At 61.5% G+C, this 22,358-nt stretch carries 18 protein-coding genes, 1 tRNA gene and 1 other RNA gene; 6 read left to right on the top strand and 14 right to left on the bottom strand.

Annotated features, from left to right (window positions below; translation table 11 throughout):
• Window positions 1–93 precede the first annotated feature (93 nt).
• The 6 genes from ACN19L_RS00515 to ACN19L_RS00490 form a co-directional block, all read right to left on the bottom strand.
• On the bottom strand, window positions 94–984 hold the full coding sequence (locus tag ACN19L_RS00515; RefSeq protein WP_426491599.1) for a glycosyltransferase family 2 protein: 891 nt from the start codon (window positions 982–984) through the stop codon (window positions 94–96).
• Window positions 985–1,118: 134 nt separating this feature from the next.
• The gene (locus ACN19L_RS00510; RefSeq protein WP_426491598.1) at window positions 1,119–1,808 is read right to left on the bottom strand and encodes a cell division ATP-binding protein FtsE; all 690 of its coding nucleotides are present in this window, start codon (window positions 1,806–1,808) and stop codon (window positions 1,119–1,121) included.
• A gap of 51 nt (window positions 1,809–1,859) precedes the next feature.
• On the bottom strand, window positions 1,860–2,063 hold the full coding sequence (locus ACN19L_RS00505; RefSeq protein WP_426491597.1) for a fructose-6-phosphate aldolase: 204 nt from the start codon (window positions 2,061–2,063) through the stop codon (window positions 1,860–1,862).
• A gap of 95 nt (window positions 2,064–2,158) precedes the next feature.
• Entirely contained in the window at window positions 2,159–2,815 is a 657-nt protein-coding gene (gene fsa, locus ACN19L_RS00500) for a fructose-6-phosphate aldolase (protein WP_226267827.1), read from the bottom strand.
• Between the two features lie 305 nt (window positions 2,816–3,120).
• Window positions 3,121–3,217: signal recognition particle sRNA small type (gene ffs, locus ACN19L_RS00495), an RNA gene on the bottom strand.
• Window positions 3,218–3,341: 124 nt separating this feature from the next.
• On the bottom strand, window positions 3,342–3,788 hold the full coding sequence (locus ACN19L_RS00490; RefSeq protein WP_426491596.1) for a carboxypeptidase-like regulatory domain-containing protein: 447 nt from the start codon (window positions 3,786–3,788) through the stop codon (window positions 3,342–3,344).
• A 313-nt stretch (window positions 3,789–4,101) separates the two neighbouring features.
• Here ACN19L_RS00490 and guaA point away from each other — a divergent pair, with 313 nt between their 5' ends.
• Window positions 4,102–5,634, top strand: coding sequence for a glutamine-hydrolyzing GMP synthase (gene guaA, locus ACN19L_RS00485; RefSeq protein ID WP_426491595.1), 1,533 nt, complete (start codon window positions 4,102–4,104; stop codon window positions 5,632–5,634).
• Between the two features lie 55 nt (window positions 5,635–5,689).
• Here guaA and ACN19L_RS00480 read toward each other — a convergent pair whose 3' ends face one another.
• Both ACN19L_RS00480 and ACN19L_RS00475 read right to left on the bottom strand, forming a co-directional pair.
• Window positions 5,690–7,573, bottom strand: a complete 1,884-nt coding sequence (locus ACN19L_RS00480) for a DUF4153 domain-containing protein (RefSeq protein ID WP_426491594.1) — start codon at window positions 7,571–7,573, stop codon at window positions 5,690–5,692.
• 151 nt (window positions 7,574–7,724) lie between these two features.
• Window positions 7,725–7,806 (bottom strand) — tRNA-Leu (locus ACN19L_RS00475).
• Between the two features lie 245 nt (window positions 7,807–8,051).
• Between ACN19L_RS00475 and ACN19L_RS00470 the strand changes: the two genes are divergently transcribed.
• Window positions 8,052–8,522, top strand: a complete 471-nt coding sequence (locus ACN19L_RS00470) for a low affinity iron permease family protein (RefSeq protein WP_426491593.1) — start codon at window positions 8,052–8,054, stop codon at window positions 8,520–8,522.
• A 57-nt stretch (window positions 8,523–8,579) separates the two neighbouring features.
• Here the strand turns inward: ACN19L_RS00470 and ACN19L_RS00465 are convergent, their stop codons facing one another.
• Window positions 8,580–9,263 (bottom strand): Dps family protein, encoded by a 684-nt coding sequence (locus ACN19L_RS00465; RefSeq protein ID WP_426491592.1) that lies wholly within the window; start codon window positions 9,261–9,263, stop codon window positions 8,580–8,582.
• Between the two features lie 123 nt (window positions 9,264–9,386).
• Here ACN19L_RS00465 and ACN19L_RS00460 point away from each other — a divergent pair, with 123 nt between their 5' ends.
• Genes ACN19L_RS00460 through ACN19L_RS00450 form a run of 3 tightly spaced genes read left to right on the top strand, consistent with a single transcriptional unit; the run spans window position 9,387 to window position 11,097 of the window.
• Window positions 9,387–10,091, top strand: coding sequence for a VIT1/CCC1 transporter family protein (locus tag ACN19L_RS00460; RefSeq protein ID WP_426491591.1), 705 nt, complete (start codon window positions 9,387–9,389; stop codon window positions 10,089–10,091).
• Between the two features lie 32 nt (window positions 10,092–10,123).
• Complete coding sequence (locus ACN19L_RS00455) at window positions 10,124–10,549, top strand: hypothetical protein (protein ID WP_426491590.1); 426 nt, start codon at window positions 10,124–10,126, stop codon at window positions 10,547–10,549.
• A gap of 26 nt (window positions 10,550–10,575) precedes the next feature.
• The gene (locus ACN19L_RS00450) at window positions 10,576–11,097 is read left to right on the top strand and encodes an MOSC domain-containing protein (protein WP_426491589.1); all 522 of its coding nucleotides are present in this window, start codon (window positions 10,576–10,578) and stop codon (window positions 11,095–11,097) included.
• Between the two features lie 542 nt (window positions 11,098–11,639).
• Here ACN19L_RS00450 and ACN19L_RS00445 read toward each other — a convergent pair.
• The 5 genes from ACN19L_RS00445 to ACN19L_RS00425 form a co-directional block, all read right to left on the bottom strand.
• Window positions 11,640–13,043 carry an RtcB family protein gene (locus tag ACN19L_RS00445; protein WP_426491588.1) on the bottom strand — a complete coding sequence of 468 codons (1,404 nt, stop codon included), beginning with the start codon at window positions 13,041–13,043 and terminating at the stop codon, window positions 11,640–11,642.
• A 1,213-nt stretch (window positions 13,044–14,256) separates the two neighbouring features.
• A complete protein-coding gene (locus tag ACN19L_RS00440) occupies window positions 14,257–15,096 on the bottom strand; it encodes a TIGR02452 family protein (protein ID WP_426491587.1) in 840 nt (279 codons plus the stop codon).
• A gap of 151 nt (window positions 15,097–15,247) precedes the next feature.
• Complete coding sequence (locus ACN19L_RS00435; protein ID WP_426491586.1) at window positions 15,248–16,813, bottom strand: TROVE domain-containing protein; 1,566 nt, start codon at window positions 16,811–16,813, stop codon at window positions 15,248–15,250.
• A 169-nt stretch (window positions 16,814–16,982) separates the two neighbouring features.
• Window positions 16,983–18,272, bottom strand: a complete 1,290-nt coding sequence (locus ACN19L_RS00430) for a PcfJ domain-containing protein (protein WP_426491585.1) — start codon at window positions 18,270–18,272, stop codon at window positions 16,983–16,985.
• A gap of 761 nt (window positions 18,273–19,033) precedes the next feature.
• The gene (locus ACN19L_RS00425; protein WP_426491584.1) at window positions 19,034–21,688 is read right to left on the bottom strand and encodes a PAS domain S-box protein; all 2,655 of its coding nucleotides are present in this window, start codon (window positions 21,686–21,688) and stop codon (window positions 19,034–19,036) included.
• Window positions 21,689–21,875: 187 nt separating this feature from the next.
• Between ACN19L_RS00425 and ACN19L_RS00420 the strand changes: the two genes are divergently transcribed.
• Window positions 21,876–22,319: a hypothetical protein gene (locus ACN19L_RS00420; RefSeq protein ID WP_426491583.1), complete on the top strand. Its 444-nt coding sequence runs from the start codon at window positions 21,876–21,878 to the stop codon at window positions 22,317–22,319.
• Window positions 22,320–22,358 lie beyond the last annotated feature (39 nt).

Below are 22,358 nucleotides of genomic sequence, written 5' to 3'. Positions count from 1 at the left end.
TTTTTTGGCTGTATATGATTTCGTCGGCAGCAGCAGGCTCAGCAGTTGGCAAGCGGCTGAAGCTGGTTGAACACCACCGGCGCTTGCCCGGCGTCAGCGCAGCTCGTTCAGCAGCCAGTACAGCTTCAGGGCATCCAGCTGGCGGAGGCTGGGGCGGCTGGAGAGCAGATTGCGGCGCACCTGCTCCCGCCGTAGACCGAAAGCGGTGCAAACGGCTTCACTTAGTCCCCACCGCTTCAGGCGCAGCGCCGCCCGTAGCAGCTTGGTATCAGCTCCCAGCCCTTCCTCTTGATAGAGTTGTACCAGGTTACGCACTGCATCGTGGGTTTTCTGCAGAAATACGGGAGCGGGTTCCAGCCCATCGTGCAACACGGGGTTATCGAGGTGCTGCACGGTTACGGCGGCGCGCCGCAGGTGCCAGCCAAACTTAGTGTCCTCGTGTCCGTACCGCGTCAGGCTCTCGTCCAGCCCCAGCCGACGAAATACCTCGGCCTCAATGAGCAGGTTGTTGAGCGTGAGCTGACCGTGAGGGGCCTGCTGGCGCACGGCGGCCGGCCGGGCCTCCCGGTGCCGCCCGTACAGCCAGCGCAGCCGCAACGCTGTTTCGGGCGGGGGTGCCGGCTCGTAGGCCGTACCGCCCGATAGCACCGGAGCCAGATGGCGGGCCCCCGCGTACCGGGCCAGAAACTGCGCATCCGGCAGGCGGCTGTCGTTGTCCAGCAGCAGCAGCCACTGGTGCCGGGCAGCAGCAGCCAGTTGGTTGCGGATGGCCGCGCGGCCCACGTTTCGGGCCAGCTCCTGGTACACCACGCCCGGCAGCTCGCCCAATTCCCGGTTCTGCAGCCGGAATTTTTCCTCCGACCCGTCATCCAGGCAGTGAATTTCCAACGGGCCGCTCCAGTCGGGTGCCTGTGCCAACAAGGCACGCACCAAGGGCCGCACATCGTAGTTAAACACCGGAATTAGTACCGAAAGGCCTACCATCCTCAGCAAAACAAACAGAAATACATGAGCATCGTGGGAAAGTCCGCGCTGAGGCAGGACTCCAGGCACGCCGGATTGGTTGTCAGCCGCCTGAATTTTGCACACCCGGTAGGGCCGCCGTTTCTACGCCACCCTCAGACTAACTCAAACGGCGTTCTGGCCGAATCCAGTAGCTGGCCCTGCTCGCACTTCAGCACCCGATGCGGATACTGCTGAATCAGCTGGTAGTTGTGGGTGGCCATGAGTACGGCAGTGCCCGCATTGTTAATTTCCGTGAACAGGCGCATAATGCTGTCGGCCACGTCGGGGTCGAGGTTACCAGTAGGCTCATCGGCCAGCAGCAGCAGGGGCTCGTTGAGCATGGCCCGCGCAATTACCACGCGCTGCTGCTCCCCGCCCGAGAGCTGGTGCGGCATCTTGGCGGCGGCATTAGCCAGCCCCACCCGCATCAGCACCTCCGAAATACGCTGCTGCTTGCGGGCTTTGCCTTTCCAGCCGGTGGCATTCAGCACAAACAGCAGGTTTTCGGCCACGGTGCGGTCGAACAGCAGCTGAAAATCCTGGAAGATGATGCCCAGCTTGCGCCGCAGATAGGGCACTTTGTCGGAAGACCCGGTTCGGGGCAGCGCGAAGCCCGCTACGGTACCCGTACCGGCGGGCAGGGGCAGATCGGCGTACAGGGTTTTCAGCAACGAGCTTTTGCCCGAGCCGGTGCGGCCCACCAAATAAGCAAACTCCCCCTTCTCCAGCGAGAAGCTCACGTTGCGCAGCACCGTATTCACGTCCTGCATAATGTAGGCATCGTGCAACTCCAGTACGGTCATAGTTCTTGGCTTCGTTAGGTTGGCAGGCGGCAGATACCGGCAATGAGCAGGCTAAATTTCCAGCTTTTGCAGCTTGCCGAATTCCAGGTTGGCAATAACCGATGCCAGGGCGTCTTCCTTGCCTTCGAGGCCGTAACGGTGCAAATCCTTCAGGGGCCGGTCGGCGCGGAAATAGGCAATCAGCACAAATGCCTCGTCCCGGAGCTGAATGTAATCCGGAATCTTGGCCTTGCCTTTTACTTTGATGATGTACATACGCTATAATGTGAGAAATGTGAAAATGTGAAAAATGTGAAAATGTCCTTCCGGCACATTCAACACATTTTTCACATTTCACACATTACGAAAAGTTACCCGTTCACCCGCTTGTGGTCGGCCAGGAAAGCGGCCAGCCCCTTATCGGTCAGGGGATGATTCAGCAGGCCGGTGATTACGTTCAGCGGGCAGGTTACCACGTCAGCTCCCAACTCGGCGCACTGGATCAGGTGCGGCACGTGGCGCACAGAGGCAGCCAGCACCTGGGTGGGGTAGCCGTAGTTGGAGAAGATATCCACAATCTGCTGAATAAGCAGCAGGCCATCGGCCCCGATATCGTCCAGCCGGCCTACGAAGGGCGACACGTAAGTAGCACCGGCCTTGGCAGCCAGCAGCGCCTGCCCGGCCGAGAAAATCAGTGTGCAGTTGGTTTTGATGCCTTTGTCGGAGAAGTAGCGAATGGCCTTTACGCCGTCCCGAATCATGGGCACCTTCACCACAATGTTGGGGTGCAGCTCGGCCAGGGCCTCGCCTTCCCGAATGATGCCTTCAAAATCAGTGGCAATAACTTCCGCCGACACGTCGCCGTCCACAATCTCGCAGATCTGGCGGTAGTGCGCCATCACCGCGTCGGTGCCCTTGATGCCTTCTTTGGCCATAAGGGAAGGGTTGGTGGTTACGCCGTCGAGCACACCGAGCTCTACAGCTTCCTGAATTTCCTTCAGGTTGGCAGTATCAATGAAAAATTTCATGCGGGTAGATTGGGAAACAACAATGCCCGCAAAGCTAAGCACCTGCTCACGGATTTTCGCGGATGCCAGCGGATTGTCCGGATTTTGTAGGCACGCACTGCCTCCTGCCCCCGGGAGCGGGTCTGGTGACTACACATTCCGCGCCGCATCCGCCCGCATCAACCGGGGGTGCGTGCACGCCTCGGTAAAATTGCCCGTCCTTCCGAAACGCGAAAGAGCGGCCTGGCAGGGCCGCTCTTTCCGATGTATCACGACTTCCGCGGGGTCCGACGCACGCGGCCGCACTCGCAGAGCTATAGGGACAAAAAAAAGCGAGCCAAAATCGCACCGCTCAACCGCTTACCCTTGCTACCTTCCGGTCCTGGGGGAGTTCAGCAGGAGCTGGTCGTTCTGACTCGCCGGTGCAAAGATAGAAATCGATTTGGCGAAACCGGTACATCAGCCGCTTTTTTTCTCCTCCGAGCCGCTATCAACAACACTATCAACGGCTTTCTTTTGCGCGGGGCCGCTCCGGCTGTTGCCCCAGTTAACGTTTCCAGACTTTGGCAGCCGTTTTGGTACGTTTTTTCAGGTTTTTGCGGTAGCCGGCAATCGGCTCCAGCTTAAACAGCAAATCGGCCGGGCCGCGGGCTACGCGCTCCGCATCCTCATAGCCCGCAAAGCTCACCCGAATGACGGGGGCCGCCGCCATAACGGGCAGCAGGTAGTCACCGGCTGAGTTGGTGCTTACCGAATGCAGATGGTCGCCCACAAGCATCACGGTGGCTCCTTTCAACGGGTTGCCCCACTCATCCACCACGTTGCCGGCTAGCAGTTTCTTTTCCGGCTTGCCGACGGCCTGCGAGCGGGCATCGGCCAGCAGCGGAGCTTTGGCCGCGTCGGCAGCAGCCGGATCGGTGGGTTGCTGGGCAGCAGCGGGGAGTGCCAGCGCCCCAAGCAGGGAAAGAGCCAGCAAGGGTAGAGCGGAGTGCATACGGAGGGGTAGTTAGTGAACGGGAACGGTCTGCTGCAAAAATGCACCTGCGCGGGGCATCTGTAAAGGCAACCATTCCCTCAATTGTGACTTGCATTTCCAGCGAATATTGGTAGCACTTTAGCCATAAACCCGGCTATCGACCACACCCAACGAGCTTGCCGCCGCCACTCTGCCTGCTGACTGTGACATGGGTTTCCGGTGATGGCAGCTAACCGATTTCCGGCGGCCGGCTGTACCGGATGCGAGCGGGGGTCGGGAAAAATTTATCGGCCGGTACGGCGGTTTTCCCATCTGTGCGCTACTTTTGCCCATGCCGCAACAAATTCTGATTCTCGATTTTGGGTCGCAGTACACCCAGCTCATTGCCCGGCGCATCCGGGAATTGAACGTTTACTGCGAAATTCATCCGTATAACCACGCCCCGGCCCTCACTGAGGATATCCGGGGCGTTGTGCTTTCGGGCTCCCCCTGCTCCGTACGCGACGCCGACTCGCCCAACCCCGACCTGAGCCGCTACCTGGGCCAGGTACCGGTGCTGGGCGTGTGCTACGGCGCGCAGCTGCTGGCCCACCAGCAGGGCGGCGAGGTATTGCCCGCTACCATCCGGGAGTACGGCCGCGCCCGCCTGAGCCGCGTCCACCACGACTCGCCCCTGCTGCACGGTGTGCCCACCGAGTCGCAGGTGTGGATGTCGCACGGCGACACCATTAAGAGCCTGCCCCAGGGCTTCGATATTATTGCCAGCACCCCCGAGGTAGCCGTGGCCGCCTTCAAAATTGAAGGTCAGGAAACCTACGGCATCCAGTTCCACCCTGAAGTAACGCACTCCACCGACGGCAAAACGCTGCTGCAGAACTTCGTAGTGAACATCTGCGGGCTCGACCAGAGCTGGACGCCGGAGCACTTCGTGGATTCGATGGTAGAAACGCTGCAGCGTACCATTGGTGAAGAGGACCAGGTCATTCTGGGCCTCTCGGGCGGGGTCGATTCCTCGGTGGCGGCGCTGCTGCTGCACAAGGCCATTGGGAAGCGGCTGCACGGCATCTTCGTGAACAACGGACTGCTGCGCAAGGACGAGTACGAGCAGGTGCTCCACTCCTACCAGGGCCTGGGCCTGAACGTGCGCGGCGTGGACGCCTCCCAGGAGTTCTACGACTCGCTGGCGGGCCTGACCGACCCGGAGCTGAAGCGCAAAGCCATCGGCCGCACCTTCATTGAGGTGTTCGACCGGGAAGCGCAGAAGGTAGAGGGAGCCCGCTGGCTGGCCCAGGGCACCATCTACCCCGACGTGATTGAGTCGGTGTCGGTGAAAGGCCCGGCCGTGACCATCAAGAGCCACCACAACGTGGGCGGCCTGCCCGAGAAAATGAACCTGCGGATTGTGGAGCCGCTGCGGGCGTTGTTTAAGGACGAAGTGCGCGAAGTGGGCCACACCCTGGAGCTGCCCGAGAATATCCTGCACCGCCACCCCTTCCCCGGCCCCGGCCTGGGCATCCGCATCCTCGGCGACATTACCCCCGAGAAAGTGGACCTGCTGCAGCGCGCCGACGCCATCTTCATCAACGGCCTGAAAGAGCATGGCCTTTACGAGAAAGTGTGGCAGGCCGGCGTGATGCTGCTGCCGGTGCAGAGCGTGGGCGTAATGGGCGACGAACGCACCTACGAGCGGGTGGTAGCCCTGCGCGCCGTAACCAGCGTGGACGGCATGACGGCCGACTGGGCCCACCTGCCCTACGAGTTCCTGGCCGAGGTGAGCAACAAAATCATCAACCAGGTGCGCGGCATCAACCGCGTGGTCTACGACATCAGCTCCAAGCCACCAGCAACCATTGAGTGGGAATAACTCACCCGAAAATACACGAAAAGGCCCGGAGCATATGGCACGCTCCGGGCCTTTTCTATTTTACTTCCAGCATTGCGTCCCCGTCATACGTATATTCTTCGCTATTATCAGACTGGTTCTTAGTCCGATTGATGTAACGCAGATACAGATGCAACGCCGCCTGCTCATTGCGGAAGTGCAGCGTGAGTTGCTGCGTCGGCAAGGGAACTGAAGTAAAACCGGAATTACCGCTGCGCTCTATCAGGGAGTCGCCAAATGCGGCCATATTCATTATTAGAATAGGCTTCCAGACATTCGAAGCAGTTTGCTGCCTTAGCTCCAGGAATCGGCCTTGGGAAGTTTTTAGTAACTGAAAGGTACCCTCACGAATTGTAAATTCTGCTTGATTTATATCCTTGAGCTTTTGGTATGCTGATAAATCCAAGGTGCGAAGCCAATATCGACCCTCGCCTAGTGACTGAGCATCCGAGTGCTCAGTAGTAAAAGAAAAGTGCGTGTCATCTATGGCATCTGTTCCATACTCATTCCACTCGGGCAACCCACTGATAGCGTAGAGTTGCTTGGTTTGTGGGTACGTGCGTGCCCATCGGGGCTTATTATGAAGGGAATCGGGAAGAACAATCTTTGTGGCAAAAAAAGGCTGAAGTTTATCAACCGCTTCCCGGTCTGCAAAGAAGTCGAAGATGGAGCTGATGCGCTTGCGGGCCTCTTTGGGCAGATTGGGCACCCGCTTGCCGGCCCCGTCCAGCTTGCCAGCCTTCAATAGCCCGTACTGCGCGCTGATTTCGCTGAGTTGGTTGAGCTGACTCCGCCGGGCCACGGCAAACGCGCCCCAGGGCCCGCCGGCCGCCAGAAACGCCACCACGGCCAGCGAAGCCGGAATCCATATAATGCCCTGCCCGCGCCGCACCAGGAAGTAGATGGCAATACCGAACAGCCAGGCAGCCAGCACCAGCACGAAATACCGCTCCTCGGTGATGCCGTAGGCCCGGATGCGGGTGCCAATAGCCACGGCCAGCAACCCCAGCAGCGGAAATAAAGCCAAGTAAAACCAGCGCCCGAACGTGCGAATCCAGGTGTTTTCGGCGGCGTGGCGGATGGGATGAATCAGCAGCAGCGCGAAGATGCCCGCTACGGCCAAGGCCAGCACCAGCATGGATACCCAGCCCTGAGGCAGGGCCTGAAGCAGCAGAATCCGGCCCAGGTAGGCGTACAGAATGCCCAGATACAGCACCACCAGCGGCAGCAGGACAAACTGGGTAAACACCTTCAGCCCTTTGGGGTAGCTGATTTCCTGCTCCAGCGCCGCAAAATCACGCGGTACGCCGGCCAGAAAAAACCAGGTGTTGAAGATGGAGCCCAGCACTACAAACAAATCGGCATAGACGCGCGGCTTAATATCCACGAAAAACAGGTTTTCCACGGCTACCAAAGCCAGCGCGCAGCCCGCAAACAGCACCCCGGAGTACAGCCCGGCCGTGAGGATGCGTAGGAATAAGGTTTCATTGTAGCGCCAGAAGCCGGGCGTATCGGCCGAGCGGCGCAGTTCGGAGAGGTAGGGGCCGGCGGCTACGGTCAGGTGCGCCCCCAGCAGCAGCAAGGCCAAGCGGGCACCCCATTCCGGGTTGGGCTCGGCGGGAGCTACGGCGTACCAGACCGTCAGCAGGCCCAGCACCGCCGCCAGCGCGCCCCAGCGCAGCACCAGCCGCCACTGGTACCGCTCGGCCGTGAGGGCCACCGCCAGCGTACCCGAGAGCCCCAGCCCCGCCGCCGACAGTAATGGAAACAGCCATTCCAGGTCCTGCTTCCCCTGATTGCTCAGATGGTTGGTGTAGATGCCCACGCTACACAGTACGGCGGCGCACAACAGTGTAAGGGGAAAACGCCGCACCACGCGGGCAGCTTCGGCAGCTAGGTGCTGCAAAGAAGGTAGCTTCATAGAAACACGGGAACAGGGCCGCCAAGTAACGAAAAGCATAGCAGCTTCTCTATGCTCCGACCGGGCAGGCTCCGGTGGTTCCGCGGCCAGGTTACGGTAGAACCAGGCACAAAAAAACCGCTTCGGGCTACCGAAGCGGTTTTTTCAAGAGTGCGCGCGGGGAGATTCGAACTCCCACACCCGAAGGCACCACCCCCTCAAGATGGCGTGTCTACCAGTTTCACCACGTGCGCAGAGGTTGGTTGGCACTCCGTTTACTCGGGCAGAAGCCGTGGCTTCCGGATTCACTGAGGCGGCGAATCGAGGACAAAAGTAGAGGGTTATAGTGACGTGCACAAACCTGACGGGCATTTTTTCTGGCGCACTCTGCCTGACAATAGGTTGTCGGCTCAGTGTCAGCCAGTAAAAATTTCACGTTTCCCTCACCCAAGGCGGCCAACCTTGCTTTTTTTCCCCCAACTACCTCCTTATTTCCGTGATGCCCGGCCGCCTCTCTCCCACCGAACCCACCCATACCAGCTTTTTTGCCCGCTTCGCCAGTGCTGTTACGGCGTGGTCAGGCTCGACACTGGCTTTCTGCCTGGCTTTGGGCACCGTGCTGGTGTGGGCCGTTACGGGGCCGCTGTTTCACTATTCCGAAAACTGGCAGCTGGTCATCAACACTGGCACCACCATCGTTACGTTTCTGATGGTATTTCTCATTCAGCGGGCTCAGAACAAGGATTCGCTGGTGCTACATCTGAAATTGAACGAGTTGCTGGCCGCCCACAAAGGAGCCAGCAACCGGCTCATCAACGCCCAGGATTTTTCAGAGGAAGAAATCAACCTGTTACACGGCTATTTTTGTCTGTTGGCCGACAAAGCCAGGCAGGACCACGATCTGGGCCGCACTCACTCCGTGGAAGAAGCCGAGCAAAACCATCAGGAGAAGAAACGAGCCCACCGATAACAACAAAAGCGGCTCCCGAAACGGGAGCCGCTTTTGTTGTTCGAAAACTGAGGACACCTACTCGGCGCGGGCCAGCGGGGTATCAACTACGTGTTCCGAGATGAACCACACCTGCATTTCGTTGAGGCGCATTACGTCGCTTACCGCTAAGTCGTTGGTGCCGTCGTCGCCGGATTCATCGGCCTGTTTGGCAAAATCGTGGCAGTTTTTGAGAATAATCTGGTGGGCTTCCAGCAAACGACCTACCTGCACGGGCGCTTCCTCCCGGTCTTTGGGTGGGCGCGGAATGCTGGTCAGCTCGGCCACGTCGTGGGCCATTGCCACGGCCACACCACCCAGAATCTGGATGCGCTCGGCAATGGTATCTACCAGGGTGCTTTGCTCCTCGTAGTGCTTATCATAGAGCAAGTGCAGCTGGTAGAACGTAGGGCCTACTACCTGCCAATGATGCTTTTTGTACAGGTCACGCAGCGTGATGGTGTCGGCCAGCAGCTGGTTGAGGTTGGTTACACTCTGTTGCCGGGTCTTCTCATCGAGGCCGATGGGCAGGCGCTGCGACACGGTGCCGTACTTCTGGAGTGGAGCCGGGGCATTGAACTGCTGGTTCAGGATGGGCTGAACGCTGGGTACGCTCTGGCCGTTGCTGGCCGCGGCGGCCGGGCGTTTGGCAGCTGAGGCTTTGGGGGCAGCGGCCGGGGCGGCTTTGGGAGCCGGGGCAGATTTGGCAGTTGATTTAGCCATGATACTGTTCGGAGGGAAGAATAGGGTCGGAGATAGAACGAGGTCGGCAACCGAGGCCGTTCGTTTGCTTAGCATACGCGTATATTCCGCTTCAGGTTAATTCCAAGGCCCTTTTTTCTGCTCATGCAACACGTGCACCCCCACCCCGAAGAGCATCTGACCAGTTCAGCCATGCTGCAGGATATCGTAATTGGCCTTTCCGATGGCCTGACGGTGCCGTTTGCCCTGGCCGCCGGGCTCAGCGGGGCGGTGCAGTCGTCGGGGCTGGTGATTACCGCGGGTCTGGCCGAAATTGTGGCGGGCTCTATTGCCATGGGCCTGGGCGGCTACCTGGCGGGCCGCACCGAAGTGGAGCACTACGCCTCCGAGCTGCAGCGGGAATACCGGGAAATTGACGAGGTACCCCAGGTGGAGCGGACCGAAGTGGATGAGCTGCTGGCGGAAATGGGCCTTTCGGAAAGCACCCGCGCTCAGGCTTTGCAGGAACTTACCGCCGACCGGGACCAGTGGGTGCGCTTCATGATGAAATACGAGCTGGGCCTGGAGAAGCCCGACCCTAAGCAAGCCCCCAAAAGTGCCCTGACCATCAGCGCGGCGTATGCGGTGGGTGGCCTGATTCCGTTGAGTGCCTACTTCCTCACGGATACCCCTGAGCAGGGCCTACTGTGGTCGGCGGTGATTACGCTGGCCTGCCTGCTGGTTTTTGGGTATCTGAAAAGCCGCCTAACGGGCCAGCCCCCGGTGCTGGGCGCGCTGAAGATGGCGGGCACCGGCGCGCTGGCCGCCGGGGCCGCTTTCCTGGTAGCCCGGCAGTTCGAAATGAAATAACCCGTTTTCTTACCCCCCTCTTGTCTGCTCCTATGAATGAAGCGCACCTGCACCTGATCCTGAACCACACACCTATCCTGGGTAGTTTATTTGGCCTGCTGGTACTGGCAGCGGGCGTTATTCGCAAGAATTCGACTACCAGCCGCGTCGGGTTATACGCGCTGCTGGGGGCGGCGCTGCTGGCCATTCCAACCCAGCTTACCGGCGAGGGAGCCGAGGAAGTGGCCGAGCGGCTGCCGGGGGTTACGCGCCAGCTTATTCATGCCCACGAGGAGGCCGCGGAGCTGGCTTTTTGGGCCCTGGAGCTTACCGGGGCGCTGGCGCTGCTGGCTACTCTTCCCACCTCCCGCGCCCGGCTGTTTACGCTGGCGGCGTTGGTAGGGGCCGCGGTGAGCTTCGGGCTGATGGCCCGGGCCGGCAACCTGGGCGGCCAGATCCGGCACACCGAAATTCGCTAGTACCCGCCACTTTTACGCTGTTCTTTATGCCTTTCCCATTCGCGGGTGACGATAAATCGACGGTAGCCCGGCTGCTGAATACCCTCCCCCAACAAGGCCGCCTGGAGTGGATTGGCCTGCGCCCCGCCCGGCGCGAGCAGTTGCTGAGCGTGCCGGAGGCTGAGGCGGAAACAGACCGCCACCTGCACGGCGACCATGCCCGCCCCAAACCCGGCGGTAAGCGGCAGATTACCCTGATCCAGCAGGAACACCTGGCTGCCGTGGCCGGGTTTTTAGGCCTCCCCGAACCGGTAGCCCCGGAACGCCTACGACGAAATTTGGTGGTCAGCGGCCTGAACCTGCTGGCCCTGAAAAACCGGCAGGTTCGTATTGGGCCGGACGTAGTGCTGGAAATTACGGGTGAGTGCCACCCTTGCTCCCGCATGGAAGAGGAGTTAGGCCCCGGTGGCTATAACGCTATGCGCGGCCACGGCGGCCTCACGGCCCGGATTGTGCAAGGGGGCCGCCTGCGCGTGGGTGACGTGGTACGAGTAGAGCCAGCTCAGTAACTGCTTAAAATCCAGTTCAAATACCTGGTTTCAGGCGCTTGGCGCTGGGGTAGTCTGCGTGTATGTGCAACCGTTTATCACGCCCCGCGTTTTTTTAGTTAAACGGGTTCATCCCTCGACTCATCGATTATAGGCAAGCGTTTATCTGAAAGAAAGTAGCAGGCGCGAAAACCATTGCTACTTTTGTTTTCGTAAGTATGCCTACTTACTTTACCTCGATAGTGCCCAACACTATTGAGGTCGTCGCCCCCTCTTTTATCCTATTGCCTTGTGCCTACACACCGGTACCAGGCCGTTGTTTTAATTCATATGTATATCAGCACCCACTCGTATGGAACCGTGCGCCTCCACCCCTAACCTTGCCACTACGGCAGTAGCGCTGTTACTTCTGGCTGATTTGCTCCCAGTAGCCGCTACCCGCCATCAGCCAGCCACGCACCATCAAACGCTGGAGATGACCTACTGTCGGCATCGGCGCAGCCGTCCCTGAAATTTACCCACAAAAAGACCCGCCCGATACTTCGGACGGGTCTTTCTTTTCTCTATACGCCACCTTCCATGCGTACAATACGCGGGATAAATGAGCCGAGCACATCTACCAGCTCCGTCTGGCTCTGCATCACCTGGCGGATGTCTTTATAGGCCTGCGGAGCTTCGTCGAGGCCGCCCCCGATGAGTTCCACCCCGTGCTGCTGCAGGTAGCGGCGCACTTCGGCCTCGCCCAGCTCCTGCTTGGCCCGGGTGCGCGACATCAGCCGGCCCGCCCCGTGCGAGGCCGAGCTCAGGGAATTGACCTCGCCCCGCCCCCGCACAATGAAGCCGGGGGCCGTCATGGAGCCGGGAATAATGCCGAGCACTCCCGCCCCGGCCGGGGTAGCGCCTTTGCGGTGCACCACTACTTCCTGCCCGGTTGCCAGCCGTTCTTTCCAGGCAAAGTTGTGGTGGTTTTCCACTTTCCCCAAGGGCTTTTCGCCGAGGGCTTTGGCTAGGCGGTGGTGAATCTGGTGGTGACAGGCGGAGGCGTAGTCGCCGGCCAGGTTCATGGCTGCCCAGTACTCCTGGCCCGCTTCGGCCTCCAGGCTCAGCCAGGCCAGGTGCCGGGCTTCGGCCGGGAGCTGACAGGTATCCTGGGCGAGTTTGGTGTAGTGGTTGGCAATGCTGGCCCCCAATCCCCGGGAACCGGAGTGCGAGAGCAAGCCCAGATACTGGCCCACCGGCACGCCTAGTTCGTTGGCAGGGTCGAGGATGTCCACCACGCCCCACTCTACAAAGTGGTTGCCGCCGCCGGAAGAGCCAATCTGCGCTGCGGCTGTGTCCAGCTTATTGCGCAGGAAGGGAATGTCCTGGAACTCCGCCCGGCTCAGCACGGCGTGGTCGAGGCGCTGGCCGTGGCGAAAGACGTCGCGCCCGCCGAACTTGGTGTGCTCCAGCAGCAGCTTGCGTAGCTCCTGCACCCGCTGCTCCAGAAACTTAGGCGGCAACGGAAACACCGACAGCGCCATACGACACCCAATGTCCACGCCCACGGCGTAGGGAATTACGGCGTTATCGGTGGCCAGCACCCCCCCGATGGGCAGGCCGTAGCCGTGGTGGGCATCGGGCATGAGGGCCCCGGCCACCGCCACGGGCAGCTTCATGGCCGTTTCCATCTGATGAATGGCCCCCTGCTCAATGTGCTCGGCGCCGAAGATGGTGTAGTCCTTGCGCTCGGCAAGGGCAATGTGGCGGCTGGGTGGGGGCAGCAGCGCGGCGGCCGTGTGGCTCCAGTCGAGGTGGGTGAGGTAGGTTTGGGGGTTAGCCAGCAGTTCCTTCAGCAAGGTCAGCTGGTCGGTTTGCGAGAGTTTTTTGAGGTGCTTGCGCTGCAGTTGAGCCAGCGCCAGCCCAATGGCCCGACCTTCCGGAAAACCCAGTTGGCGAAGGTCGTTGCCGCGTAATTGTGAGGCCATAACGGATTATATCAAGAAGAAAGAAACAGGACGGAAAGGTGAGCTCCGGCGTAACCAGCAAGCCGCGTGCAGCTACGCCAAAGCAGTAGCGACGAAACAGGTCGAAGGAACGCGGCTTTACGACAGCCGGAACTCACCCACTCATCCAGGAAACCCTACCCGGGCTACCGGCCAAACCGGCGCTGCAAACTAATCGAAGAGAGCCAGCCAGTAACCGATTACAAGGCACCGGGCAGGTGCTTCCTTCCAAACGCTGCCCACCGCGGGCCAGAGCAACAGGCGGGCGGCCTCTATCCTGCTCTACCAGCTGAGCTACGCACCAGCCGCCCGGTTTAGGGGCAACTGCTGCGGCAGGATTCGAACCTGCGACCCGGGCAACCCAATTGCGAAGTATGGCCGCCCTACGGCATCCGGCCCCGGCAGGGCGGCGTTTGGCACTATAAACAGAAGCAGGTAACAGGCCGGTTGCCCGCTAGAAAAAGGTGCTTTCAGCCACTCAGCCACGGCCCGGGTGTGCGGGCCGGCGGGATTCGAACCCGCGAATTTCTTTTTACTCGAAATTGACCTGCGAAGGAGGGCAACCGTACGACACTGCTTCCGGTGTTTCGGGTGGGGCGGGGCAACAAGCGCCGGGCCAGGACCTGCTCTACCCAACTGAGCTACGGCCTTCCCCGCGAGAGAAAAACCGGCGGGACTCGAACCCGCGACCTGGGCGTTAAGAGCGCGAAGTAGGCCACAGCTACGGCACCCACCTTTCCCGAAAAACAACCATCGACTGCGCTTCCGGACCGGTAGCCGGGCAAAGGGCGGCGGGCGGTACACCGCGGCCAAGCCGCGGCGGGGATTCGAACCCTGACCCACCTGAGCGGTGGGCTTCAACCAGACGAAGGAACGCCTGCCTACGACACCGGCTACGGGTAGCCGGAAAGCGTCAGTCGGGGTGGAATGGGCGGGCCGCCACGCGCGGCACCGGAGCCATTCCGGCCGGTGGATGCCCAATGAGCGGCAGCCACCTTCCCAAAACGTACATTATCTATCCTTGAACATGGATGCAGAAATGATTTAAGCGGTTTTTGAAGTAATTGAACTGTCATGCAGTGTGCAGCATCGTGTATGCTGCTGTTGTGATACTATCCAGACGTCAGCCGAGCGAGATACTTCGGCCTCTGACCTTTGTATGACGGGCTATTGGCGGGTTACATATCGTACCCGGCTACGCGCCCTGCAAGGCTTCCTCGAAGGCCCGAAGTACGGCGTGCGGGGGCTTGGGGTCGAAGATGGCAAAGTCGATGCGGCGGAACCGGTTGCGGATGGCGGGGTCGGCCAGGGCTTCGCGGAACAGCCGGGCCACCTGGGCCGGGTCGTTGCCGAAAACCCCGCAGCCCCAGGCCCCCAGTACGAGGGCCTCCACGCCGTGACGGATGGCGGTGGCCAGCACCAGCCGCAGGCGGTGGCGCATTACGGGTTCCAGCTGCGGCATCAGCTCCGGGGAGTTGCGCTGCAGCGCCCCGGCATTCACGGCCGGGGCCGTAATGATATCCAGCAGCAACGGCTGCGGCAGCCACTCCCCCGCCTCACCGCGGAACACCGGCACCCCGGGCGAGTACACCAGGTAGTCACTGTAGAGGGCCGTGCCGTCGGGGCGGCTATTGTGGGCGTACATCTGCTTGAACTGCGTGAGGCATGGATACAGCCCCGAGGACCGCGCCAGGCTTTCTTCCTGGGCCTGACTGCCCCCCAGAAACCCGCCGCCCGGGTTACGGGCCGAGGCGAAGTTGAGGCAGCCCACCCGCCGGTACTCCGCCGTTAGGCGGGCGGCGGCTTCCAGCGTGGTGGCCGCATACACTTGGATATCGGCCGGGGGGCCGGGCACCGGGTGCAGCTCCCGCAGCAGCAGGCCGGCATCGGCGGGGCTGTAAAGGCGGCTGCCGGTTTCGGCGGCGCGCTGCGCGGTGGCCAGGTCTACGGCCGGGCCCTCACCGGACTGGTAGCAGCCGGTTTGCAGGGCGGCCAGGGTGGTTTGGGCAATCTGTTGGCGGAATTCTCGGTTCATGGGAAGGAGCAGGAAGGAGGTGGGAATTTCGGGACGCAACCCGGGAGTGGCACCGCGGATATCAGGTGTCAAAGCCACTCCCGGGGCCGCGGTAAGCATATTCAATCAGGGCACAAGCAACCGGCTGGATAAGGATAGCACGAGTAATAGGTTAGAAGTCGATTTGCTCAATTTCGGTGAGGGCCGAGCCGCCGTTTTCCAGCGCCGTCAGCACGTCAAATAGTTTATCCGACCACCCGGCCAGCAGGTACGCGCCGTGCTCGGGCTGCACCTGCACCGGGGTGGTGCCGTGCCCGGCCAGGTCGAAGAGGTACAGGCGGGCGTGGGGGGCCACGGTGCGGCGGTAGCTGGCCCATTCCTGAGCCATGCTGGTGCCGTTGAGGTGGGTGTTCCACAGCTGGCAGTCGGTGAAGAGTAGTACCTTATCCACCACCTCGCGGCGGCGGCGCAGGTCCTCAATCACCAGGTAGCCGTTAGTGCTGTAGCCTACCTCCCCTTCGCGCTTGTACAGTTCCTGCACGTTGCGCAGCACCGGTCCGGCGGGCAGCGTAATACGCTTCCATATGTTGCCGAAGATGCCGGTTACCACGTTCGGGCAGCGGCTCTGCAGCAGCATGCCCAGCACCAGGCCCACGTCGTAGAGCAGCACCTTGCTGCGCGCCGACACCGGCTGTTGCATGGAGCCCGACACGTCGCAGGCCACTACCACCCGGGTTTCGGGGCAGAAACCGGGTAGGTTGGCGGCGCTGTGGCCGATGGCCGTTTCCAGGGCCGCCAGCACCTGGGCCGCCGGGTTGGGTTGCAAGCCCAGGGCCGTGAGTGCGGAGGTCAGCACGCCGGTTTTCAGCGCCAACACCTCCCGGTAGGCGGCCAGGAACCGGAACGGCAGCTGCTTGCTGCGGGCCACCTGCCGGGCATCGGCCAGGGTGGCGCACACCCGGCCGAGGGCTTCGGCGGGTACCTGGGCTTCCAGGATGTTGCGCAGGTTGCGCAGCAGCGCCATGTAGCCCAGCTTGCCGCTGTCAATTAGCTCCGTCCACTGCTGCCGGAACGCGGCGGTACGCGCCTCATCAGTGGCAAAGCTCGCCTGCCCCAGGGCCGACAACTCAGTTTCCCAGGTGTAGGGCGTGGGCAACGTATCGGCGGCCAGTTGGTCGAACAGTGCCTGGCGGGCGTCGTCGTGCGGGCGGGGGTGCACCAGGAACAACGCGTCGCGCAGGCGCACGGCCCCGGCCCGGTTGTACTTGGCCAGCTGGTAGCCATCAAACTTGTTGAACGCCAGCGCCAACCCTTTCTGCACCTGCTTCGACAGGCGGCCCAGCGTTTTGGAGCCGCTTCGGCCGTTGGCGGCGGCGTAGTAGGCCAGCAGCTCGGTAATTTCGTCGGGGCGCTGCACCACCCGGGCCACCAGGCGGCTTACCAGGCTAGTACCCCGGTGCTGGCGGGCCAGCTCCACGGCCAGCACCAATGGCACGGACCGCAGGTGCAGCTTTTCGCGGGCGTACACGGCCAGCTGGGCTACAAACCGGGCATCGTTGTGGGCCACCAGGTGGCGCAGGCGGGCCAGGCGGGTGTCGGCTTTTTCGTAGAACTGATCTTGCAGGCCCGCCGTGGCAACGGCCGCGTACAGCTCCAGGGCCGGCGTGAGCACGTAGGCGGGTGCGCCGGCGTGGTTGACGGCGGTAGCCGCCGGAACGGGAGTATAGTTGAAACGCATCGGATGGGAGGATAGTGGCGCGCCCGGCCGGATAAGCAGCAGTGCTAGTGCGGGAGGCGCGGCGGTGGAACGGAGGACAAGGACAGGAGGTAGTTGATGAAGGAGCGAATATCGGCGGCGGAGGCGGCCGGCCGGGTGGTGTTGGAGGGAGCAGGCATGAGCAGGGCGGTTAGTAGGCTGTGGCGCTGAGGCTGAGGCCGGCTTCGGCCATCCAGCACCGGAGCCAGTGCAGCTCCGGCTCGGTGGGTGAGCGGTTGTCGCGGCCCCGCACCTGCACGATCTGGCGGTTGGGCTCCACTTCCATCGTGAGGGCCCGCACCCCGTTGATGCGCAGCGAGAAGATGCCGCAGTGGCCCCGCAGGCAGTAGTACACGTACGACGACACGCAGTGCTTTTGCAGGCTGCCTTCCTCCACCAACGCGGCGTAGTTGAGCAGCTGGATGATGTGCACCCGGTGGGGGCCGGGGGCGATGTACCCCGCAAACGGCAGCCCTTCCCAGGTAGTGGCTAGGCCCACATTGTAGCCCCAGTATTCCCGGGCCCGTTGCGTGCGGCGGTACCACTGCCAGGCCTGGGCCAGCACGGCGGCCGGCCGGCGGCCTTTCAGCGAGAAGCCGGGGTGCGGCGGCTGGCCGTTGATGCCCACCGTGCGCACGGCTTCAATCCACTCGCACACCCGCCCCAGCTGCGCGCCGGCGGGCAGCGGAGCCGACTGAAAAAACGCCACCACCTGCAACCAGGCGGCATCCTGCGGGGTGATTTCGCGGCCCAGCCGCGTACCCAGCACCGGCGGCAGCAGGTGTAGGGCATCGGTGGCGGCCAGCTGGGCATAGCGCACGGCCTGCACCAGCGTGTACTCGTAGGGGGCCTGGCGCATTTCGTGCTCTAGGCGGCGGCTCAGCGGCACGGGCAGATTCGGAAAACTCCGAAGAGCCTGGCCGCTGCCCAGGTGCACGGTCAGCTGGGCCATGTCCACCTCGTGCTGGGTGAGCTGCCCGGTTGCCCAGGCTTCCACCACCCACCCCGGCACGTCGTAAAACACATCAAACAGGTGGCGCACCAGGCTGTAGAGCTGCCGGAACGCGTTACGCCGGTGCGGGTGCCACGCCGCCACCTCGCGGCAGCGCCGCGGATACAGCCGGGTAATGGCCGCCACGGCCGGCACCAGCTCCGGGCGGGTCAGGATGTGGGTGCGGCTTTGGGCCAGGGCCCGCAGTGCTTCCCGGCTGATGGCCTGTTCAGCGGCGGTGCGGCCGTGCAGGCAGTGGCCGTACAGCCGGGCCGCCACGGTATCGGGCTCCAGCCGGGCGTGCACTTCGGCTACCGAGCGGCACGTACAGATAAAATCAATTTGCCGGGCTATGGACCATTTGTGTCCGGCGGGGCGGTTGGCCAGCACCGCAGCCGCGCGGCGGGCAGTCTGGGCTTCCACCGAGAGGGGCTTGTTTCGATTTGCCATCGGAAAGTGCTGCTCAGGGGCCGAGCAGCCGATGAAAAAGGTGCGCCACTGGCACCCCGTGTTGTTATCTGAATCATGTCTTATTTAAAAAATGGGCGCACGTTTCCCGGCCACTTATTTTACAATAAACAGCCATTTAGCAAACCAAAAACAACAGGCAATATTTTTCCATTAGCGCATTTTTCGTGCGCTACTTAGCAGATAAATACCAACCAGTTTATTTTTTCAGCACCCGCGCCAGCGGAAGTTTACCGGAACGGAAAGGCGCGGTGCAGTTGCGAAATAAACGCGGAGCCCGGGGTGGCCACCTGCCACCCGTGGGCGGCAAGCAGTGGCCAGGATTTGGGCGACGGAGTAGTGAAGAGGAACATTGGAATAGCGAATACGTCGTGGAAGGATGAAAGCAAAAACGCCCGAACCTGGTGTGGTTCGGGCGTTTGCGTAGATGATAGTCAGTTAATAAACCCTCATCTGGTTGCATGCGCGCCGAACCCCGGCTGAATCTTCCGATCCAGGCCGCAGAGCATTGGCTGATATTCGTTGAAGTGACTGCGCATGACAGATAAAAGTTAGGCGTTCGAGGATGTGTTGGTGCTCTTGAACGCGACAAAGATAGAAAGGTTATTTTTATATTGTCAATAGCACTGAAAAATATTTTTTATTTTTTTACCACCATCATCAATCAATATTTATCCAGATAATTTCATTCATAATTACTACGCTAATTTTTCAACTAAATGCGCCTTGCATTTTAAAGCAAATTACAGGATAACCAGTCCGGTGAACGGGATATAAAGCCGAATCTTGACTCCTTTGGCAGGCTCCGACTGGATGGTAATGGTACCTCCGAGCAGCTTCACTTGGTTGCGGATGCTGCGCAGCCCCAGCCCGGTACTCTGGGCAACATCCGGGGTGAAACCGGCCCCATTGTCCTCTGCGCGTAGAATTACCCCTTCCGCGTCTGCGTCCAGCTGCACCCAGGCCCGGGTAGCGCCGTGGGCGTGCTTCACGATGTTCTGGGCCAGCTCCTGGGCTATGCGGTAAAGGGCCAGCTGTAAGGTCTCCGACAACATATGCTCACCCTCTGCCAGGGTGCTGCGGCACTCCAGCCGCAGCCGGGGGCTGCTGAGCTTGTAGCCGATATCCTGGAAGGCGCTGGTCAGCCCGAACGATTCCAGAATGTGGGGCACCAGCTCGTGCGATAATCCCCGAATCTGCCGCATGGCCTCGCCCAGTAGCTGACTGGATTCCTGGTAGGCGGCTTTGGCTTCGGGCGTGAACTGCCGGGCGAAGGCGGAGAGCTGCTCCAGGCGCAGCTTGGTGGCGTACAGAATCTGCCCTACCCCGTTATGCAGCCCTTCGGCCACCCGGCGGCGCTCCGCCTCCCGGGCCTGCTGCACGGCCGCGAACAGCTCCTGCTGCTGCGTAAGGCGCAAACGCAGGTTTTCCTGCTCCAGGCGCTGCCCCTTACTTATATCCACGTCCATGCCCACCAGGCGGGCCGGGCGGCCTTCAGCTTCGGGCACGACTACGGCCTTCACCCGGACAGTTTTTTCGGTGCCACCCACCCGCAGCCGCAGAGTTTGCTCGAAACCAGTGGTACCGGCCAGCAGCTGCTGCACCAGCAGCCCGGCCGCCGCAGACGACTCGGGAGTAGCGTACTGCAGGTACACGGACGGAGTTGGGGCCTGATCCGGGGCCCAGTGGTAGAGGCGGTACATACCTGCCGACCACTTAATGCGGCCTTCGGCCAGGTAGTATTCCCAGCTGCCCATGGCGGCTACCTCCTCCGCTTCCTGCAGCAGCTGCAGACTGCGCACCTGCTCCTGCTCGTGGGCTTTGCGGTCGGAGATGTTTTCGGCGGTTACCACCAGCCCATCGCCCAGGCGCGCCCCCACCACCCGAAACCAGTGGTTAATGTCCTCGTACCCGTAGAACAGCTCCAGGTCGAGGCGCTGACCGGTGGCCACTACCTCCTTAAACCGGTCGAAAAGCAGCGTTTTCTTCACGCCGGGATGCAACTGCGTGTAGCTGGCACCCGAGGTGTCGACTCCGTTATTGTACAACCGGGCAATCTGATTGGAGATGACATACTCAAAATCTACCAGTTCTCCCGCTGCGTCGCGCACGGCTTTAAGCACCGTTACGGAGTTGATGCTGGCCTCAAAAACCGAGTGCAGCAACGCCTGACTTTCCTGTAGGGCCTGGGTGCGCTCGGCTACTTGCTGCTCCAGCTGCTGCTTGTGCCGGGCTACGGCGGCTTCGGCTAATTTTCGCTCGTGAATGTCGGTGGCAGCGCCTACCCACTGCACTACATCCTGTCCCTGCCGCGTGAACGGCACCATCTGCACCAGAAACCACCGATACGGGCCCGCGGCACTCCGGATACGGTGCTCCAGGTGCAGGGGCTGGCCGGCGCGCACCGCCTCCAGAAAGCTGCGCGTGGAGCCGGCCCGGTCGTCGGGATGAATCACATCTATCCAGCCGTAGCCGCATACCTGCTCCATGGTTTGGCCGGTATAGTCCAGCCAGCGTTGGTTGCACCAGTCGGTTGCGCCTTCAGTAGTATTGGTCCAGAGTAGGTCGGGCACCAGATTGGCTACCACCCGAAACTGCTCCTCCGACTGGCGCAGCGCGTCCTGCATGCGCTTACGGGGCGTTTCATCCCGAAACATCACGGCCACGCACCGCCGATGGGGCTCTGCCACCCGAAAGGCAAACACATCAAACCAACGGCGCAGGCTTCCTACCCATTGCTCATTGCGCCGGGGCTCCCCGGTGAGGGCAACGTGCTCGTACATTGCAAACCAATGCGGCTCCAGGGCCGGCACCAGCTCACTGATGCAGCGCCCCAGCACGTTTTGTAGCCCCGACTGCCGCTCAAAGGCCGGATTCGTGTCCAGAAAGCGGTAATCGACAGCCTTTCCCTGCTCGTCAAACAGTACTTCTATCACGCAGAAGCCTTCCTCAGTAGCCTGAAACAGCTCTTGGTATGTAGCCAGCGCCTCACGCAGTCCGGTTTGCGGAGGGTGGGCAGCTGGGGCCGGAGCATCTACGGGCTGCCAGTACACAACACACTGCGCGGGCTGCTGCCGACAGCTCAGGCGCAGCCATTGCTGGCAGTGCGGCAGAAAATAAGTTGCCTCCGGCAGCTGCTGGCCGGCCAGCAGCTGCCGCAGCGCCCGCAACAATTCCGGGGGTAGAGCGGCCGCGGGCACTTCGGGTAAGAGCTGCTGGATGAGTTGCCCGGCGGGCAAGCCCCACCACGCGGCCACCTGCCGGTTCAGGCGCAGGATACGGCCCTGTGCGTCCAGCACCAGCACTCCGCTGGGCAGCGAGTCCAGCAGCCAGTCGGCCGAAACGGGGGTAGCAGCCGAGGCGGCGGCGGGGGCGGCAGAGGAAGGACGGGCAGACATAGGTGACAAGGTACGGAACCACCATCGGGCAGCACCCGCGGCGGGAGTCAGTGGCAGGAGTCAGCGGGCGCGTCGAGAGAACTACGAGGTTGGCAGATGTTTTTCGCGCGGTGCCGGATAGGCCCGTAAGTTTGAGTTGTTCTTCTTGTCCTGCCACTTCGGTAGTGGCTTTATATTTTTCTTCTCCATGAAAAAGCTGCTGATTACCTTCCTCGTACTTGGTGCCATACTCACCACTGCCCCGCTGGCTCAGGCTCAAACGGAACCCGTTAAGAAAGTAAAGGTTAAGAAAGAGAAAGCCAAGGTGAAGCCTGCCGAAGGGGAGCAGCCCGCCGGCCAAGGCCGCAGCGGCCGCGGCAACCGCATGGCTGCGCTGGCTCAGGAGCTCAACCTCACACCCGAGCAGCAAACCCAGGTAACGGCCATCTGGCAGGAGCAGATGCAGGCCATGCAAACCGCCCGTGCCAACAACCAAAGCGGCGACCGGGCTGCCCTGCGCCAGCAGATGCAAACCCAGCGCGCCGCCACCGATGCCAAGCTGAAAGAGGTGCTCACGGCCGAGCAGTACCAGAAATACCAGATGAAACAGCAGGAACGGCTGCAACGCCCGGCCCCCGGCACCAACCAGTAATTCCGGCTAATCTGCCACGCCGGTCCCGAGCCGTTATGC

Origin of the sequence: Hymenobacter sp. 102 (genome assembly GCF_049949205.1) — a bacterium.
In the GTDB taxonomy this organism is placed as follows: Bacteria; Bacteroidota; Bacteroidia; order Cytophagales; family Hymenobacteraceae; genus Hymenobacter.
This window is presented reverse-complemented; position numbering and strand designations above follow the sequence as displayed.

Bases quoted from the DNA above. Each gene is read 5' to 3' on its own strand.
- ACN19L_RS00430 (WP_426491585.1), bottom strand. From the start codon at position 18,272: ATGGCAAATCGAAACAAGCCCCTCTCGGTGGAAGCCCAGACTGCCCGC.
- ACN19L_RS00470 (WP_426491593.1), top strand. From the start codon at position 8,052: ATGCCCGGCCGCCTCTCTCCCACCGAACCCACCCATACCAGCTTTTTT.
- guaA (WP_426491595.1), top strand. From the start codon at position 4,102: ATGCCGCAACAAATTCTGATTCTCGATTTTGGGTCGCAGTACACCCAG.
- ACN19L_RS00510 (WP_426491598.1), bottom strand. From the start codon at position 1,808: ATGACCGTACTGGAGTTGCACGATGCCTACATTATGCAGGACGTGAAT.
- ACN19L_RS00435 (WP_426491586.1), bottom strand. From the start codon at position 16,813: ATGCGTTTCAACTATACTCCCGTTCCGGCGGCTACCGCCGTCAACCAC.
- ACN19L_RS00460 (WP_426491591.1), top strand. From the start codon at position 9,387: ATGCAACACGTGCACCCCCACCCCGAAGAGCATCTGACCAGTTCAGCC.
- ACN19L_RS00425 (WP_426491584.1), bottom strand. From the start codon at position 21,688: ATGTCTGCCCGTCCTTCCTCTGCCGCCCCCGCCGCCGCCTCGGCTGCT.
- ACN19L_RS00505 (WP_426491597.1), bottom strand. From the start codon at position 2,063: ATGTACATCATCAAAGTAAAAGGCAAGGCCAAGATTCCGGATTACATT.
- fsa (WP_226267827.1), bottom strand. From the start codon at position 2,815: ATGAAATTTTTCATTGATACTGCCAACCTGAAGGAAATTCAGGAAGCT.
- ACN19L_RS00515 (WP_426491599.1), bottom strand. From the start codon at position 984: ATGGTAGGCCTTTCGGTACTAATTCCGGTGTTTAACTACGATGTGCGG.
- ACN19L_RS00420 (WP_426491583.1), top strand. From the start codon at position 21,876: ATGAAAAAGCTGCTGATTACCTTCCTCGTACTTGGTGCCATACTCACC.
- ACN19L_RS00455 (WP_426491590.1), top strand. From the start codon at position 10,124: ATGAATGAAGCGCACCTGCACCTGATCCTGAACCACACACCTATCCTG.
- ACN19L_RS00450 (WP_426491589.1), top strand. From the start codon at position 10,576: ATGCCTTTCCCATTCGCGGGTGACGATAAATCGACGGTAGCCCGGCTG.
- ACN19L_RS00480 (WP_426491594.1), bottom strand. From the start codon at position 7,573: ATGAAGCTACCTTCTTTGCAGCACCTAGCTGCCGAAGCTGCCCGCGTG.
- ACN19L_RS00465 (WP_426491592.1), bottom strand. From the start codon at position 9,263: ATGGCTAAATCAACTGCCAAATCTGCCCCGGCTCCCAAAGCCGCCCCG.
- ACN19L_RS00445 (WP_426491588.1), bottom strand. From the start codon at position 13,043: ATGGCCTCACAATTACGCGGCAACGACCTTCGCCAACTGGGTTTTCCG.
- ACN19L_RS00440 (WP_426491587.1), bottom strand. From the start codon at position 15,096: ATGAACCGAGAATTCCGCCAACAGATTGCCCAAACCACCCTGGCCGCC.
- ACN19L_RS00490 (WP_426491596.1), bottom strand. From the start codon at position 3,788: ATGCACTCCGCTCTACCCTTGCTGGCTCTTTCCCTGCTTGGGGCGCTG.